The organism is Desulfurispirillum alkaliphilum (assembly GCF_055378285.1).
This window is the reverse complement of record NZ_AP042405.1, coordinates 2,809,306-2,825,027: the sequence shown is the minus strand read 5'-3', so window position 1 is coordinate 2,825,027 and position 15,722 is coordinate 2,809,306. Positions and strand designations below refer to the sequence as shown.

At 56.9% G+C, this 15,722-nt stretch carries 12 protein-coding genes and 1 pseudogene; 8 read left to right on the top strand and 5 right to left on the bottom strand.

Going from position 1 to position 15,722, the window contains the following annotated elements:
- Window positions 1-29: 29 nt before the first annotated feature.
- The 5 genes from ACZ46I_RS12660 to leuS are packed head-to-tail and all read right to left on the bottom strand — an operon-like array spanning window position 30 to window position 7,412.
- Window positions 30-2,189 carry a LysM peptidoglycan-binding domain-containing protein gene (locus ACZ46I_RS12660; RefSeq protein WP_464280991.1) on the bottom strand — a complete coding sequence of 720 codons (2,160 nt, stop codon included), beginning with the start codon at window positions 2,187-2,189 and terminating at the stop codon, window positions 30-32.
- Window positions 2,164-3,537 (bottom strand): ribosome biogenesis GTPase Der, encoded by a 1,374-nt coding sequence (gene der, locus ACZ46I_RS12655; protein WP_464280990.1) that lies wholly within the window; start codon window positions 3,535-3,537, stop codon window positions 2,164-2,166. Before der ends, ACZ46I_RS12660 begins: the two co-directional genes overlap by 26 nt.
- Before the next feature lie 47 nt (window positions 3,538-3,584).
- Window positions 3,585-4,496 (bottom strand): DNA polymerase III subunit delta, encoded by a 912-nt coding sequence (locus ACZ46I_RS12650; protein WP_013505521.1) that lies wholly within the window; start codon window positions 4,494-4,496, stop codon window positions 3,585-3,587.
- Entirely contained in the window at window positions 4,483-4,947 is a 465-nt protein-coding gene (locus ACZ46I_RS12645; RefSeq protein ID WP_013505520.1) for a hypothetical protein, read from the bottom strand. The genes ACZ46I_RS12650 and ACZ46I_RS12645 overlap by 14 nt, the downstream gene beginning before the upstream one ends.
- Complete coding sequence (gene leuS / locus ACZ46I_RS12640) at window positions 4,944-7,412, bottom strand: leucine--tRNA ligase (protein ID WP_464280989.1); 2,469 nt, start codon at window positions 7,410-7,412, stop codon at window positions 4,944-4,946. Before leuS ends, ACZ46I_RS12645 begins: the two co-directional genes overlap by 4 nt.
- Before the next feature lie 151 nt (window positions 7,413-7,563).
- On the opposite strand from leuS, the gene ACZ46I_RS12635 reads away from it, so the two are divergent.
- The 8 genes and pseudogenes from ACZ46I_RS12635 to ACZ46I_RS12600 all read left to right on the top strand — a co-directional run bounded on the left by ACZ46I_RS12635 (window position 7,564) and on the right by ACZ46I_RS12600 (window position 15,715).
- Window positions 7,564-8,226, top strand: coding sequence for an HAD family hydrolase (locus ACZ46I_RS12635; RefSeq protein WP_013505518.1), 663 nt, complete (start codon window positions 7,564-7,566; stop codon window positions 8,224-8,226).
- 162 nt (window positions 8,227-8,388) lie between these two features.
- The gene (locus ACZ46I_RS12630) at window positions 8,389-8,748 is read left to right on the top strand and encodes an NADH-quinone oxidoreductase subunit A (RefSeq protein WP_041725925.1); all 360 of its coding nucleotides are present in this window, start codon (window positions 8,389-8,391) and stop codon (window positions 8,746-8,748) included.
- Window positions 8,739-9,290: an NADH-quinone oxidoreductase subunit B gene (locus ACZ46I_RS12625; protein WP_013505516.1), complete on the top strand. Its 552-nt coding sequence runs from the start codon at window positions 8,739-8,741 to the stop codon at window positions 9,288-9,290. Before ACZ46I_RS12630 ends, ACZ46I_RS12625 begins: the two co-directional genes overlap by 10 nt.
- An 8-nt stretch (window positions 9,291-9,298) precedes the next feature.
- Window positions 9,299-11,040, top strand: a pseudogene (locus ACZ46I_RS12620) (NADH-quinone oxidoreductase subunit D).
- Window positions 11,041-11,060: 20 nt separating this feature from the next.
- Window positions 11,061-11,546, top strand: a complete 486-nt coding sequence (gene nuoE / locus ACZ46I_RS12615; protein WP_013505513.1) for an NADH-quinone oxidoreductase subunit NuoE — start codon at window positions 11,061-11,063, stop codon at window positions 11,544-11,546.
- A 13-nt stretch (window positions 11,547-11,559) separates the two neighbouring features.
- Window positions 11,560-12,846: an NADH-quinone oxidoreductase subunit NuoF gene (gene nuoF, locus ACZ46I_RS12610; RefSeq protein ID WP_013505512.1), complete on the top strand. Its 1,287-nt coding sequence runs from the start codon at window positions 11,560-11,562 to the stop codon at window positions 12,844-12,846.
- Window positions 12,847-12,860: 14 nt separating this feature from the next.
- Window positions 12,861-14,432: an NADH-quinone oxidoreductase subunit G gene (locus tag ACZ46I_RS12605; protein WP_464280988.1), complete on the top strand. Its 1,572-nt coding sequence runs from the start codon at window positions 12,861-12,863 to the stop codon at window positions 14,430-14,432.
- Entirely contained in the window at window positions 14,429-15,715 is a 1,287-nt protein-coding gene (locus ACZ46I_RS12600; RefSeq protein WP_464280987.1) for a complex I subunit 1/NuoH family protein, read from the top strand. Before ACZ46I_RS12605 ends, ACZ46I_RS12600 begins: the two co-directional genes overlap by 4 nt.
- Window positions 15,716-15,722 lie beyond the last annotated feature (7 nt).

Sequence of the window (15,722 nt, the reverse complement as noted above, 5' to 3'; positions counted from 1 at the left end):
GTGTGCCTGCCTATGGTACGGAGGGGGATTCAGCGGGCAATGCGCAGCACCTGCCCCGGGCGAATCATCTCCGGGTGTTCAAGGTTATTCAGGCGGACCAGTTGAGCGACGGTGGTATCAAAGTTCTGGGCGATCACCGAGAGGGAGTCGCCATTTCGCACTTCATAGTCCACGATATTGGATGCCGATGAGCGGTTGGGGATAATCAGCACCTGGCCTGCCCGGAGCAGGTCACCGCGCAGGCCGTTGGCCTGGCGGATGTCCCGGATGGGGACATTGTAGCGGTCACTGAGCACGGAAAGGCTCTCTCCTTCGCGGACGCGATGCTGAATGCCGCCGGCGATCTGCTGCCCACCGGCGGGTGTGCTGGCCTGCTGGCGTACCGGTACCTGCAGCACCTGTCCTACCCGCAGCAGGTCGCCGCGCAGGTTGTTGGCGCGCCGGATTTCCACGATGGGGGTATTGTAGCGGTCGCTGAGTACGGAGAGGCTTTCACCGGCGCGCACTTCGTGACGTACCATGCGGGTATTCTGACTCTGGGTGATGGTGCGCTGAGCGGCAGGAATATTGAGGGTCTGACCAGCCTGGATGATATCGCCTCGGATATTGTTGGCTTGCCGCAGTTGCGCAATGGTGACGTTGTAGCGGCTGCTGATGGTGGAGAGGCTTTCGCCATTACGGACCACGTGCCGCAGCATGCCGCCCGGTGATGACGCGCTGGCGGTCGTGGCACTGGTCAGCGGTTCGCCCACGGGGATGAGCAGGGTCTGACCGGCCCGGATGGTATCGCCGCTGATGTTGTTGTTGCGGCGGATTTCGTTCATGGAGACGCGGTAGCGTTCACTGATGACCGACAGACTTTCGCCGGGGGAAACCCGGTGCTGGATAACGCCGGCGATCATTCTCTCCGATGAGCTGCTGGGCGGGTGCTGCAGGGAGGGTATCAGCAGAACCTGGTTCACGCGCAGCAGATTGCCGGAGAGCTGGTTGGCGCGGCGAATCTCTTCAATGGAGATGTTGTAGCGTCGGCTCAGGACATAGAGGCTTTCACCGGAGCGCACCTGGTGCTTGATCCAGGAGACGCGCTGCCCCTTGGGAATTTCGCGCAGCGCTGTTTCCACGGGCGCTCCGTAGCCGGGGAAGAGCTTGAGGCGATAGGAGCTGCTGGGGGGAGTCACGTAGCCGTTGAGCTCCGGATTCAGCGCTTTGATGCGGTCAATGGATATGCCGGTGATATTGGCGATGACATTGAGGCTGGTTGGGTGGCTGATGGGGACGAGGTCGGGATTGTAGATTTCCTCGTTGGGGGGGACCACAATGCTGTATTTTTCGGTGTTATTGGCCAGGACAATGGCCGCCAGGATAGCGGGGACGTACTCGCGGGTTTCGCGGGGCAGTCGGCTGAGCTCCCAGAAGCTGTCGGCTCCAGAGTTGCGCATTTCCCGAAGGACGCGGTTTTCTCCGCAGTTGTATCCGGCCAGTGCCAGATGCCAGTCGCCGAATATTCCATACAGGTCATTGAGGTAGCGGGCGGCGGCACGGGTACTTTTGATGGGATCGCGCCGCTCATCAAGCCACCAGTTCACTTCGAGGCCGTAGCGCTGCCCCGTCGGGCGGATAAACTGCCAGATACCCACGGCGCCTGCGTGGGAGCGGGCGGTGGGGCGGAAGCCGCTTTCCACCAGTGCCACATAGGCCAGGTCCTCGGGGACGCCTTCTTCGCGGAAGATTTCGCGAATCATGGGCAGATAGTAGTTCGCCCGCTGCAGCTGATTCTGGAAGCCCTGCTTGTATCGTACGGAGTAGAAGTTGATGTACTGGTTGACACGATCGTTGATGACGACGGGGATGGTGTAGCCAAACTGCAGTTCATCGTGGCTGTAGTCCACGGTGACCGGTATGGCGAATGAGTCTGTCTGCAGCGGCAGCGGGTCGGGAAGGATGGGGGCTGAGGCCATATCTTCCTCACGGAAGAGACCGTTGTATTCTTTGCGGTATGAGCCCAGCAGGTTCCTGGCGAAGAGGTCTGGTGGCTGCTTGTCCGCTGTCCACGCCCGGTAAAGGGTATCGCTGGCGGGCAGAGATTCTGGGGTGACGGTATTGCGGGCAGACATGGCGCAGCCGCTCAGGTACAGAGCGGAGAGCATGCCTGCTGCCAGCAGCCTACTTTTCAGTTTGTTCTCGGTCACTGGAGGCCCTCTTTCGGAATTTTAGTATAACAGGCACATTATAAAGAGAATATGCCTCTCTGACAACATTTGTCAAATAGCGTTTGTAACTAAAGTGCACGGAGTCAGGGTAATTACAGAAAATTACAATAATAAACGGGTGCCGCGATATCTGGGTCACGTAGTAGAATTTCAGGCGTTTGCCCCCGGTATGAGCAGCGGGTGGTGCGTGTTTGGCCGTGGCGCTCTGGATGAGCTCGTTGAGTTCGTTGGTGTTAACCCGGAAACGGGTTTTCTCATAGAGGCTGCGGGCCAGGTCGAAGAGCTTGACCACTCTTTGACCGCTGAGCGCTGAGATAAAGAGGATAATCGGCTTGGTGGAAAATTTGAAGCGATGCTCAATGTCCTTTTCAAACTCACGGTAGGTCATGGTTTCCTTGGCGACGAGATCCCACTTGTTGACCGCGATAATGATGGGCTTTCCGGCTTCCCAGGCGTAGGAGGCGACCTTGAGATCCTGGTCGGTGATACCTTCGGTGGCGTCCAGCATCAGGATGACCACATGGGCCTCTTCGATGGCGGTGATGCTGCGAAAGACACTGTAGCGCTCCAGGTTTTCGCTGTACGCTTTGGATTTGCGGCGAATGCCGGCGGTATCCAGCAGGATGAAATCCCGCCCTTCGCGGCGCACGGGGGTGTGAATGGTGTCGCGGGTGGTGCCGGGCACTTCTGAGGCCACCACGCGGTTTTCGCCACAGATCTTGTTGACCAGGCTGGATTTCCCGACGTTGGGTCGTCCGACGATGGCGACTTTTATGGGGATGCTGTCTTCATCGATCTCTTCCGGAGAGTCCTGGTGGGCAGTGCTGGCGAAGCCCTCGGTGACGGTGTCCAGCAGGTCGTCGACGCCACGTCCATGGGCGGCCGAGACGGGGAAGACTTCGTCCACGCCCAGCTGGTAGAAATCGAGCAGTATCTTTTCGTGGGACGGGGCATCGATTTTGTTGACGGCGATATAGACGGGCTTTTCATGGCGGCGCAGCATGTCCATGATGACAAAGTCGTCGGCGATGGGGCCAGTCTGTCCATCGAGCAGGAAAATGACCCGGTCAGCTTCGGCTGCCGCTATGCCTGTCTGCTCCACCATGGAAGCTTCCAGGCTGCCTTTGCCGGTTTCCGATTCAAAGCCACCGGTATCGACGATGGTGAATTCCTTGTCCTCCCATTCCACATCGTGGTAGTTGCGGTCGCGGGTGACTCCGGGAATGTCCTCCACGATGGCGATGCGCTTTTTGGCGATGCGGTTGAACAGGGTGGACTTCCCGACATTTGGTCGTCCGATTATACATACAATGGGCTTCTTCTTCATGGTGGGCGTTTCCTTGTCTGTGTCCCTCAGGACAAATGGTGAAAATGTTATGGGGTTTTGCGCAGCAGGTCTATGCGTTCTATCAGGGCGTAGACCTGCTCATAGCCCAGCGATGTTGTCTTGAGTTCGTAATCGACCGTGGCAGCCAGTTCCATGAGTTCATCGGCATGCTCGGCGCTGAGCTGCTGGCAGGCGCTGCGGTACTGGCCGATAAAATAATCGCTGATGCCGGTATTGGTAAAGCGGGCCTTGCTGCCCAGGAGCTTGACCAGGTAAATCTTGCTCAGTTCATGTACAAAGGCGTTGGCGACGCTGAAAACGTCTTCAAAGGGCTCCATGGAACGGATGTCCCTGAGCACGGCTTCTTTTTCACCATTCAGCAGTCTGCGCGGCAGGGAGAACAGATCGCGCTTGCCCTGGGGGGCGTAGGACTGCAGGATATCATCCATTTCCACCGGCCTGTCCAGATGGGCGAACTTCTCCAGCTCCAGCTGCAGCAGCTTGCGATCTGCCCCCAGCCACTGGATGAGCAGTTCCACGCAGGTGTGGTTGATGGTGACGCCCAGGCGGGCGGCATTCTGCAGGCATTCGTCGCGCAACTGGCTGATGGATGGCGGTCGCAGGGCTTTCTTCGGATATCTTTCCTGGAGGACTTTTTCAAATTTTTTCTGGCGTTTGGGCGGGTTCAGTTCGCTGATGTGAAAGGCCCAGAAGGTTTCCGGATAGTTCGGAGCCATCTCCACGATCTGCAGTGCCTGGCGGGCGCCGATCTGTTCCATGCTGTGGATAAGAACTGCTTCGGCTCCAGGGCCGAAGAAGGTTGGTTCCAGCAGGGACTCCAGTTCGCTGAGGATGCCGTGGCCCCGGGAGTCGAGTACTTCGCAGGAGCGTCCTTCCAGGTGCGCCTGCACATCTTCCAGTGACGGGCTGATCAGCAGGATGCCGTTAGCGGAGGACACGGTTGATCACGCTTTCAGCCATGTTTTCGTAGCGGCTGCGGGCATCGGTCTGGATGAAGGTGTCATCGGTAAAGGCGACCTGGTGTCTGGACAGCGATACCAGGCCATCTTCAACCAGTTCGCACTCAATGGAGAACTGGGCATCCTCGGAAAGGGCGGTGCCGTAGGCGTCACGGCGACTGACGTGCTGGGATGTTCCCAGCAGGACGCACTGGAGCTGACAACGGGCATTGCTGGAGTAGCGCATGCCCGGCTGGCGGTTCAGCTGACCGATCAGGGCGTCGCGCAGGCGGGGGCTCTGTTCGTGGTACTGGCTGTCGTTACGCACTGGTGGGACACCGATGCCTTCGGCGCAGCGTTGCATGACGGCCGATGGCGGTGTCACCGAGTAGTGGCTGCACGATCCTGACAGGAAAGCGAGCAGAATCATGAGCAGCAGGAGGGTTTTCATTTTGGTTTAACCACGATGTTGACCAGTTTGCCGGGAACTACGATAACCTGTTTTATCTCTACGTTTTCCAGGTATGGCAGAATGCGCTCATGCTCCAGAGCCAGCTGCTGCATCTGCGCTTTGTCGATACCCGCGTCCACTTCGATTTTGGCGCGCACCTTGCCGTTGACCTGCACGACCAGGGTGATTTCGTCGGCGCTGGCCAGCTCAGGGTCGAATGCCGGCCAGGGCTCGTTGATCAGCAGACTGCGGTGTCCCAGATCCTGCCACAGCTCTTCACAGATGTGAGGTACAAAGGGGGCGAGGAGTCTGCACAGGGCTTCCAGCGCTTCCTGAAACAGGGATTTGCCGCTGGGGGAAGTGTCGCTGAAGGGGGTCATTTCGTTGACCAGTTCCATGGTCGCGGCAATGGCGGTGTTGAAGTGGTAGTGGCCTTCCATGTTCTGGGTAACCCGCTTGATGGTCTGGTGGAGCTTCTGCTGGAGTTTGCGCGCATCATCGCTGAGTTCGCCCGGGCTTTCAGCGGAGCGCCCGTAGCGGGTTGTGTCTTCATGGACCAGCCTCCACAGGCGGCCCAGGAAACGGAAGGCGCCTTCGACGCCCGATTCGTTCCACTCCAGATCCTTTTCCGGTGGCGAGGCAAAAAGGGTGAAAAGGCGCACGGTGTCAGCGCCGTAGCGTTGAATCATCTCGTCGGGGTCGACGATGTTGCCCAGGGATTTACTCATTTTCTTGCCGCCCAGCAGCACCATGCCCTGGGTGAGCAGACGGGTGAAGGGTTCGTCGCTGCCGACATAGCCGAGGTCGCGCAGAGCCTTGTGGAAGAAGCGGGCGTACAGCAGGTGCATGACCGCGTGCTCGACACCACCGATATACTGGTCCACGTCCATCCAGTAGTCCATGGCCTGACGGTTGATGGGCTGGGTTTTGTCCTCCTGGCAGGCGTAGCGGTGGAAGTACCAGCTGGACTCCACGAAGGTATCCATGGTGTCCGTCTCTCTTCTGGCCGGGCCGGCGCAGGTGGGGCAGCTGACGTTGACAAATTCCGGAACGGTGGCAAGGGGCGACTCTTCGCTTCCCTGCAGGGTAACGCCCTTGGGAAGTTTGACTGGCAGCTGGTCAGCGGGGACGGGAACCACGCCGCACTGGCTGCAGTGAATCATGGGGATGGGGTTGCCCCAGTAGCGCTGGCGGGAGATGCCCCAGTCGCGCAGTCGGAAGTTGATGGATGCGGTGCCTTTGCCCTGCTGCTGCAGATGGTCAATAATGGCCTTTTTGGCGGTCTCGTTGTCCATGCCGTTGAACCGGCCGGAGTTGATCAGGGTGCCGGGGCCGGTCCAGGCTTCCCCGGCAACGCCCTGTTCCGACTGGATGACTTCGGTGATGGGGAGCTGGTACTTGCGGGCAAAGGCGAAGTCGCGCTGATCGTGGGCGGGTACGGCCATGACAGCGCCCGTGCCATAGCCCATGAGAACAAAGTTGCCCAGGTAGACGGGGATGGACTGCCCGTTGACGGGGTTGATGGCAGAGGCGCCAGTGAAGACACCTTCTTTTTCCTTGTCGCTGGTGCGGGTGATGGTGTCCTGTCTGCGGACTTTTTCGATAAAGGCCTTCACGCCGGCTTCCGTTTCCTTGCCGGCGCACAGGCGCAGTGCCAGGGGATGCTCTGGGGCCAGCGTCATGAAGGTAGCGCCGAACAGGGTGTCGGGGCGGGTGGTGAAGACAGTTATGCTTTCGGATATTTCCGGTATCTCAAAGACGATTTCGGCTCCGATGGACTTGCCGATCCAGTTGCGCTGCATGGTCAGGACGCGCTCGGGCCAGCCATCCGTGAGGGTGTCCAGACCCTCAAGCAGTTCATCGGCGTAGGCGGTAATACGGAAGAACCACTGCTCCAGCTCTTTCTTCAGTACTTCTGAACCATCGCGCCAGCAGCGCCCCTCTTCCACCTGCTCGTTGGCCAGCACAGTCTTGCAGTGGTCGCACCAGTTGACTTCGGCCTTTTTCCGGTAAATCAGACCTTTTTTGTACAATTCGATGAAGAGTTGCTGTTCAAAGGCAGCGTACTCTTCGGAGCAGGTGGCCAGCTCGCGCTCCCAGTCATAACTGAAACCGAGCTTCTGCAGTTGCTGCTTCATGTAGGCGATATTGCTCCAGGTCCACTCGCCTGGGTCCATGTTGTGGGCGATGGCGGCATTTTCAGCGGGCAGGCCGAAGGCGTCCCAGCCCATGGGGTGCAGGACGTTGTAGCCGCGCATCTTTTTATAGCGGGCGATGGCATCGCCGATGGCGTAGTTGCGCACATGGCCCATGTGAATGCGGCCGGAGGGATACGGAAGCATCTCCAGGCAGTAGAACTTGGGCCGGGAGGTATCAACAAGGGCGCGAAAGGCCCCGACGCTGTTCCATGAGTCCTGCCACTTTGGTTCAATGTCGCCGAATTGATATTGCTTCTGTGCTGACATACAACATATACTCCCGTAAGAAATTCAACTGCTGGGCGAACCGCGGGCAGGTGCCTGATGTTTTCCCCGGATCAGGTTTCGCCATAACCTGAAACTTTTATCGTATTTTTGCTCTGAACACAAGCTGAAGACCTTCTGATGTGAGAATCCCATGCACGATTTCCCGATTGTTCTCTTTGATCTCGACGGCACTCTGATTGACTCCACTCCAGCTATCGTGGAGTCGTTTGAAACAGCGTTCCATTGCTGTGGTTCGCTTTGTCCTCCGGCGGATGAAGTCACTGCCCTTATCGGCCACCCGCTGCTGGTGATGTTTGCTCGGCTTGGTGTCCATCAGGGGCGTCTGGAAGAGCATGTCGCCGCTTACAAAACCCACTACCGCACGGTTGCCACCGCGAAAACCAGTCTGCTGCCCTTTGCCCGGGAGGCCGTTGAAGAGGCGGCGGGTTTTGCGCGCCTTGGGGTGGTGACGACCAAGACCGGTAGCTATTCGCGGGTGATCCTTGAGCACCTGGGGATTATGGATTATTTTGAAGTGCTGGTGGGGTACGAGGACGTTGTCAATGTGAAACCTCATCCTGAACCGGTGCTGACGGCACTGCAGCGCATAGGTTGCGTTGCTTCAGAACGGGTTTTCATGGTGGGTGATACGTCCATGGACGTCCAGAGTGCCCTGGGAGCCTGTGTGACGCCATTGGCGGTTACCAGCGGTTATGAAGCGGAGGAGCAGCTGCGCTGTCATGCTGCCCACATCTTCGACCATGCCCTTGACGCCTGTAGGTTTGCCCGGCGCAAAGTCCTGTCAGGGGGCTGATAAAGCCGCAAGACGTGTTCCTGCCATCGGTTGTTAAAAAAATAACATGTGGCTTTTCTTTCGTTCTTTTTTTTGATACACTGTTTTATGGAATTGTATACCGTATACGATCACAATCGTAGCGCCATGCATTCCGACAATTCTTTCCTCAAGGGGAGGCCTATGTCTGCAGAACTGGTACTTGCAGCGGTGCTTTTCATTGGCATTGCGCTTCTGTTCCCCGTCATATTTCTATTGACGAAATTTATCGGGCCAAGAAGCGGTGGCAACATCAAAAACGACGTTTATGAGGCTGGGGTTTCCACCATGGTGGGGACGGCGACCCAGCGGTTCAGCGTCAAGTATTACCTGGTTGCCATTCTCTTCATCATCTTCGACATTGAGGCGGTATTCATGTACCCGTGGGCAGTCAACCTGCGTGAACTGGGATGGTACGGCTTTATTGTCATGCTTATTTTCATGCTGACCCTCTTTGAAGGGTTGATCTATGTCATCAGGAAAGGAGCGTTGAAGTGGGAGTAGGCGTAGGCGTAGAAGCCACATTTGGCGACAGCGTTATCACCACGACGATGGATGCTGTAGTCAACTGGGCAAGACAGTATTCCCTGTGGCCGATGACATTCGGCACAGCCTGCTGTGCCATTGAGTTCATGAGTGCCGCAGCCAGTCAGCACGATCTTTCCCGTTTTGGAGCAGAGGTTATCCGGTTCTCCCCCCGCCAGGCCGATTTACTGCTGGTGGCAGGAACCATCAGTATGAAACAGGCTCCGGTCCTGAAAAGAATTTACGAGCAGATGCCTGACCCCAAATGGGTGATCAGCATGGGCGCCTGCGCGTGCTCCGGCGGATTTTATGACAATTACTGCACCCTGCAGGGTATTGACCAGGTTATCCCGGTCGATGCGTATATCTCTGGCTGCCCTCCACGCCCTGAAGCCATCCTGGATGCTCTTTTCCTGATCCAGAAGAAGCTGAAGGAAGAGACTGTTCTCATCAACCGGAAGCCAAACGGCTTTACGGGAATACTGGATCACCTGGACGACCAGGTGAAGGCCAGGGACTAGGAGGAAGCATGCAAGAGGTAATTTCCAGACTCCAGTCAAGCTTTTCCTCGCATATCAAAGAGGTCACGGAATATCGCGGCCAGAAGACCGTTGTGGTCGACTCTGACGCTATTGTCGATGTGCTTGCCCTTTTGAAAAATGACCCGGAACTCAATTTTCAGTTTCTGCTGGATATCACAGTGGTTGACTATCTGCTCTACCCGCAGCGCAAAGAGGCACGGTTTGCCGTTGTCTATATGCTGCGCAGCTGGGAGACCAACAAGCTGCTGGTGGTGAAGACCTATGTGGCCGACCCCCAGAAGGGTGTTCCCTCGGTTACCGGTCTTTGGAAATCTGCCAACTGGGCCGAGCGCGAAGCCTACGACCAGTATGGCGTGCATTTCAGCGGTCACCCCATGCTCAAGCGTCTGCTCAATCACAAGGAATTCATTGGGCATCCGCTGCGCAAAGACTATCCCATCACCCGCCGTCATCTGTGCACGGAACCTGACGACCTGATGGATGAAATGAATCAGCGTCTGCAAATCAAGGGGGTTCACTGATGAGCCAAACAATAGAACAAGCCGATATGCACTCGTTTTTGAAAACCGACCTGATGTACCTGAACCTGGGACCATCGCACCCAGCTTCCCACGGTACCCTGCGTACCTTGGTGGCTATGGATGGCGAGAGCATCGTGGCTGGTGTTTCGGAGATCGGATATCTGCATCGTGGCTTTGAGAAAAGCGTTGAGGCGGGAACCTGGAACCAGGGTATTCCCTATACCGACCGTCTGAACTACTGCTCTGCCATCATGAACAACGTTGGCCTGGCCAAGGCCATCGAAGGGTTCATGGGCATCGAGATCACTGAGCGTTGCCGTTACATGCGCATCATCCTCAGTGAGCTCTCGCGCATCATCGACCACCTGGTCTGTAACGCGGCCAACTTCGTTGATATGGGCGCTCTGACCAACTACTGGTACCTCTACAACCAGCGCGAATTTGTCTACGATTTTCTGGCCAAACTGACCGGCGCACGTCTGACCAACTCCTTCACCCGGGTTGGCGGCATGTATCACGACTTCTATGAAGGCTGGGAAGCTGACCTGGAAGATGTGGTGAGCAAGTGCGAGCAGGGTATCCTGGACTCCATGGGTCTGGTGAAGACCAACCGCATTGTGCACGACCGCACCATGGGTGTCTGCGCCATTTCCGCTGAGGACGCCCTCTCCTACGGATTTACCGGCCCGTGCCTGCGCTCCACCGGCGTGGCCTATGACCTGCGCAAGGACGCTCCCTACTACGGCTACGACGAGTTCGACTTCGATATTCCCGTGGGCAGCCATGGCGATATCTACGACCGCATCATGGTTCGCTACGAGGAGTGCTTCGAGAGCATGAAGATCATCCGCCAGGCGGTTAAACGCATTCCGGGAGGCCCGGTGAATGTTGAAGACGGGCGGTTCTTCCTGCCGAAGAAAAGCGAAGTCTATGACAACATCGAGTCCCTGATGAATCACTTCAAGCTGATTTTCGAAGGCATCAAGTCTCCCGTTGGCGAGATGTACGACTCCACGGAAGCGGCCAACGGAGAACTGGGCTTTTACATTGTTTCCGATGGCGGCGGTCGCCCTTACAAGATCAAAGTTCGTCCACCATGCTTCTATATGATGCAGGCCTATCCCCACATGATTGAAGGGGGCATGGTGGCCGATGCAGTTATCAACCTTGGAAGCCTAAACATCATAGCAGGTGAGTTGGACCGATGAGTGCAGCAGAAAGAAAAGCCATGCGGGCTGACAAGCCCTTTGCCTTTAATGAGGAGACGGAGCGGCAGTTTCAGGAACTCCTGAAGCGCTACCCCATCAAAAAGTCCCTCAACCTTCCCTGCCTGTGGATGGCTCAACGCCAGGAGGGATGGGTTTCACAAGAGGCTATGGAGTACATAGCCCAGCGCCTGGAAATACCGGTCACCGATGTGTATGAGGTGGCGACGTTTTACACCATGTATAATCTTCACCCGGTTGGCAAATACCATATTCAGCTGTGTCGCACCCTCTCTTGTGATCTGCGTGGCAAGGAGGAAATTCTGCGTCACATTGTCGGCAAGATTGGAATTACACCTGGTCATACGACGGCTGATGGACGTTTCAGCCTGGTGCAGGTGGAATGCCTTGGTTCCTGCGGCTCCGGACCCATGATGCAGCTCAATGACGACTACCATGAGAACCTGACTCCCCAGCGGGTCGATCAGATTCTCGACCAGTTGCCGTGAGGAGGTGGAGCAGATGACAGCAAAAGAACTCAAAGAAGTAAAAGTCCTCAGTGCCAAGTACGGCATAGCCAATTCCTTCACTCTGGATGTGGCCCGTCAGCACGGCGGCTACGCCCAGATCGACAAAGCCTTTTCCATGAGCCCTGATCAGATTGTGGAAGAGGTCAAGCAGAGCGGCCTGCGCGGCCGTGGTGGCGCAGGCTTTCCGGCGGGCATGAAGTGGAGCTTCCTGCCCAAGGAGACGGACAAGCCCATCTACCTGGCGGTGAACTCCGATGAATCCGAGCCGGGAACCTTCAAGGACCGCCAGATTCTCGAAAAAGATCCCCATATGCTCATCGAGGGCATTATCATCACCTGCTACGCCATCAAGTCCCACGATGCGTACATCTACATCCGCGGTGAGTACGTGCGCCAGGCTGAAGGCCTGCAGCGCGCCATCGATGAAGCCTACGCGGCTGGCCTGCTGGGCGAAAACGCCTGTGGCAAGGGCTACCGGGTGGATGTCACCGTACACCGTGGTGCCGGCGCCTACATCTGTGGCGAAGAGATGGCTCTGCTGGAGTCCATCGAAGGGAAAAAGGGTCAACCCCGCGTCAAGCCTCCCTTCCCTGCCCTGGTGGGCCTGTATGGTGCTCCCACCATCATCAACAACGTTCAGACCATCGCGTCCGTGCCCTATATCATTGAGCATGGCGCTGCCGGTTACCGTCAGTTCGGTACCGAGAAGAGCCCCGGAACCTTCCTCTTCGGCATCAGTGGCCATGTGGAAAAACCCGGCGTCTATGAGACGGAGCTGGGTGTCTCCATGAAAGAGTTCATCGACAAGATGGCCGGTGGTATCTGGAAAGGGCGTAAGCTCAAGGCGGTTATTCCCGGCGGTTCCTCCTGCCCCGTGCTCAATGCCGAGGACGTGGAGAAGTGCACCCTTGACTACGAGTCACTGGTGGAAAATGGCAGCATGCTTGGTTCCGGTGGCATGATCGTCTCCGATGATCAGACCTGCATGGTGCGCAACCTGAAAAACCTCCTGTACTTCTACCAGCACGAATCCTGCGGCCAGTGTACGCCCTGCCGTGAGGGAACGGGCTGGATCTACAAGATTGTCAGCGATATTGAGGATGGCAAAGGGAAGATGGAAGACCTGGATCTGCTCCTCGAAATCTGTGACAACATGGAAGGCAAGACGGTCTGTGTTCTCTCTGGTGCTGCGGCCATGCCGTGCAGAAGTCACATTCTGAAGTTCCGCCAGGAATTTGAAGAACACATCAAATTGGGCAAATGCCCCTTTCCCAAATGAGCGAGGTGTATTCGATGGCGAATCTGGTAAAAATAAAAGTGGATGGCCAGACCGTTGAGGTTGAGAAGGGTAAGAACCTCATCGATGCACTGGCAACTGTGGGAATCAATATCCCCCACTTCTGCTATCACCCGGCATTGGGATTTGACGGCAACTGCCGCCTGTGCCTGGTGGAGATAGAAGGTGCCCGGGGGCCACAGATAGCATGTAACACGGTGGTACAGGAAGATATGGAGGTATATCTCGAGCGGGAGTCCTCCAAGAACCTGCGTCGCCGTACCCTGGAGTTCACCCTGATCAACCACCCTCTGGACTGTCCCATCTGTGATCAGGCCGGGGAGTGCAAGCTGCAGGATTACTACATGGAGCTTGGCCCCTACGAGAGCCGCATGGACTACGACAAGAAGGTTCCCAAGGGCAAGAAGTTCGATTTCGGGTGCAACGTGGTGCACGACCAGGAGCGCTGTGTGCTGTGTGCCCGCTGCGTACGCTTCCTGCGTCAGTATACCAAGACCGCTGAGCTTGGTATCACCAACCGTGGCGAGCTGGCCCGGGTGACGACTTTCCCCGACAAGCCCATCAATAACAGGTATGCCATGAATATCGTGGATATCTGCCCCGTAGGCGCCATGACCAGTTCCGACTTCCGCTTCAGGCAGCGGGTCTGGTTCATGCAGACGGCCAACAGCGTCTGCCATGGCTGCTCCAAGGGATGCAGCATCTTTGTTGACCACAATCAGGAAAAATACAAGGAAGACAAGGTCTACCGCTTCCGTCCCCGCCCCAACGATAAGATTAATGGTCACTTCATGTGTGATGCCGGGAGATTGAGCTACCAGCGGGAAAACGAAAACCGTCTGAAGAGTGCCAAGATCGCCGGAAGCCCTGAAAGCACTGCCAGCGTTGTGGCTGCTGCTGCCCGTACCCTGGCTGCAGCTGACGGCAGCGTCTTCTTTGTGGTCAGCCCGAGCTGGACCACTGAGCAGATGTACAGTGCCAAAAAGCTGGCTGCCCATTATCACGGCAAAATCTCCGGGTACAGCACCGGGACCGTGGTGGAAGGCGATGCCGATGGAATCCTGATTCAGGACGACAAGGCGGCCAACCGCGCTTCCCTGGAGCTGCTGGGGATTTCCCAGGACAAGGCGCACTTTACCCGCTACCTGCGCGAAAGCGAAGTCATCGTCCTGCTGGGCAGCGACATTCTGGCTGGCAGAAGCGATGAGCAGGTTCAGGAGCTGCGCCAGGAGCTGGAAGGCAAAAAGGTTCTTCTCGTGGACTCCCATCTTACCGAGAGCAGCCGCATTGCCGATATGCTTCTGCCCTGCGCCTCTTTCACGGAGTACGCCGGCACGCTGATCAACTGCGACGGTATCCTTCAGCAGATTGATGCGGCGGTATGCAACGAGAATGGTCCCGTGGCCGCTGAAGTACTGATGGGGGAGCTTTCCGGCAATGCCTGGAACAGTGACCTGGCTGCCATACGGGAAGAGCTGTCCGGGAAGGTGGCAGCGCTTGCCGATGCTCCCTGGAGCAGTTTCCCTGCCAGTGGAGTCGCCCTTGACAAGAAGGAGGCACATGCATGAGTGGTGTTGATATTCTCATGGTGGTCCTGCGTCTGGCTTTCGCCATCCTGGTGCCACTGACATTTATTGTCATCTTTGTCTGGATGGAACGGCGTGGGGCCTCTTATATTCAGGATCGCAGCGGCCCGAACCGCGCCAATGTGGGTGGTTTCACCCTGGGCGGCCTGGTGCAGCCCGTTGCCGACGCGGTGAAACTGATCTTCAAGGAAGATCTGACGCCCGGACATATCAGAAACAAATTCTATTTCATGTTGGCGCCGGCCATTGTCTTCGCGGCCGCGCTGCTGACTTTTGCCGTGGTGCCTTTTGCCGACGACATCACCATTGGCGACAAGACCTACATGATGCAGGGCATTCCCATGGACGTGGGTATCCTGTGGTTCCTGGGTATTGCCGGCTTTGCGGTGTACGGCATCATTCTGGCGGGCTGGTCCTCCCATAACAAGTTTGCCATGCTGGGCGGCCTGCGCGCCACGGCTCAGGTCATCAGCTATGAGATCCCTCTGGCCCTGGCCGTTATCGCTTTGCTGGGGGTCTATGGCAGCGTTCACCTCAATGACATGGTTCGCTATCAGGGTGAACTGCTGTGGGGCTTTGTTCCCGCCTGGGGCATTGTGGTGCAGCCCATCGGTTTCCTGCTCTTCATGATCACAGCGGTGGCCGAGGCCAACCGGACTCCCTTTGATATCGCGGAAGGCGAGAGTGAGATCGTTGCCGGCTACTTCACGGAATACAGCTCCATGAAATTCGCTCTCTTCTTCATGGGCGAGTATGTGGCCATGTTTGTCTCCAGTGCTATCATCGTCACCCTCTACTTTGGTGGCTACCATATTCCCTGGCTCAATACCGAAACCCTGCGGGAGAACGCCACCACGGTGGCCCAGACGCTGCTCGTACTGGTGCCGCTGTTCTTTGCCATGTTCATTCTGTGGATGCGCAAAAACAGCCGCTGTCATTATGACCGGCCCAATGACCCACGGGTGCGCGAAGCCAATGTGCTGACTGTGGTGTTCATCGGCCTGGCTGCTGCCATTGAGCTTGTTCTGCTGCTGGCGCTTTCCATGGGGCTTGGAGAAATGGGTGCCCAGATCCTCACCATGATCATCCAGATCATTGTTTTCATTCTGAAAACCTTCCTGGTTGGCTTCCTCTATGTGTGGATCCGCTGGACTCTTCCCCGTTTCCGCTATGATACGCTGCAACTGTTAGGCTGGAAGGTTCTGCTTCCAATCGCCCTTGTCAACATTATCGTCACCGCTGTTGTGGTGCTGAGCCTGCAATAGGAATTAG

Excerpts from the sequence above, each read along its gene's own strand:
- der (WP_464280990.1), bottom strand. The coding sequence starts at position 3,537 with ATGAAGAAGAAGCCCATTGTATGTATAATCGGACGACCAAATGTCGGG.
- ACZ46I_RS12645 (WP_013505520.1), bottom strand. The coding sequence starts at position 4,947 with ATGAAAACCCTCCTGCTGCTCATGATTCTGCTCGCTTTCCTGTCAGGA.
- ACZ46I_RS12630 (WP_041725925.1), top strand. The coding sequence starts at position 8,389 with ATGTCTGCAGAACTGGTACTTGCAGCGGTGCTTTTCATTGGCATTGCG.
- nuoE (WP_013505513.1), top strand. The coding sequence starts at position 11,061 with ATGCGGGCTGACAAGCCCTTTGCCTTTAATGAGGAGACGGAGCGGCAG.
- leuS (WP_464280989.1), bottom strand. The coding sequence starts at position 7,412 with ATGTCAGCACAGAAGCAATATCAATTCGGCGACATTGAACCAAAGTGG.
- nuoF (WP_013505512.1), top strand. The coding sequence starts at position 11,560 with ATGACAGCAAAAGAACTCAAAGAAGTAAAAGTCCTCAGTGCCAAGTAC.
- ACZ46I_RS12605 (WP_464280988.1), top strand. The coding sequence starts at position 12,861 with ATGGCGAATCTGGTAAAAATAAAAGTGGATGGCCAGACCGTTGAGGTT.
- ACZ46I_RS12635 (WP_013505518.1), top strand. The coding sequence starts at position 7,564 with ATGCACGATTTCCCGATTGTTCTCTTTGATCTCGACGGCACTCTGATT.
- ACZ46I_RS12600 (WP_464280987.1), top strand. The coding sequence starts at position 14,429 with ATGAGTGGTGTTGATATTCTCATGGTGGTCCTGCGTCTGGCTTTCGCC.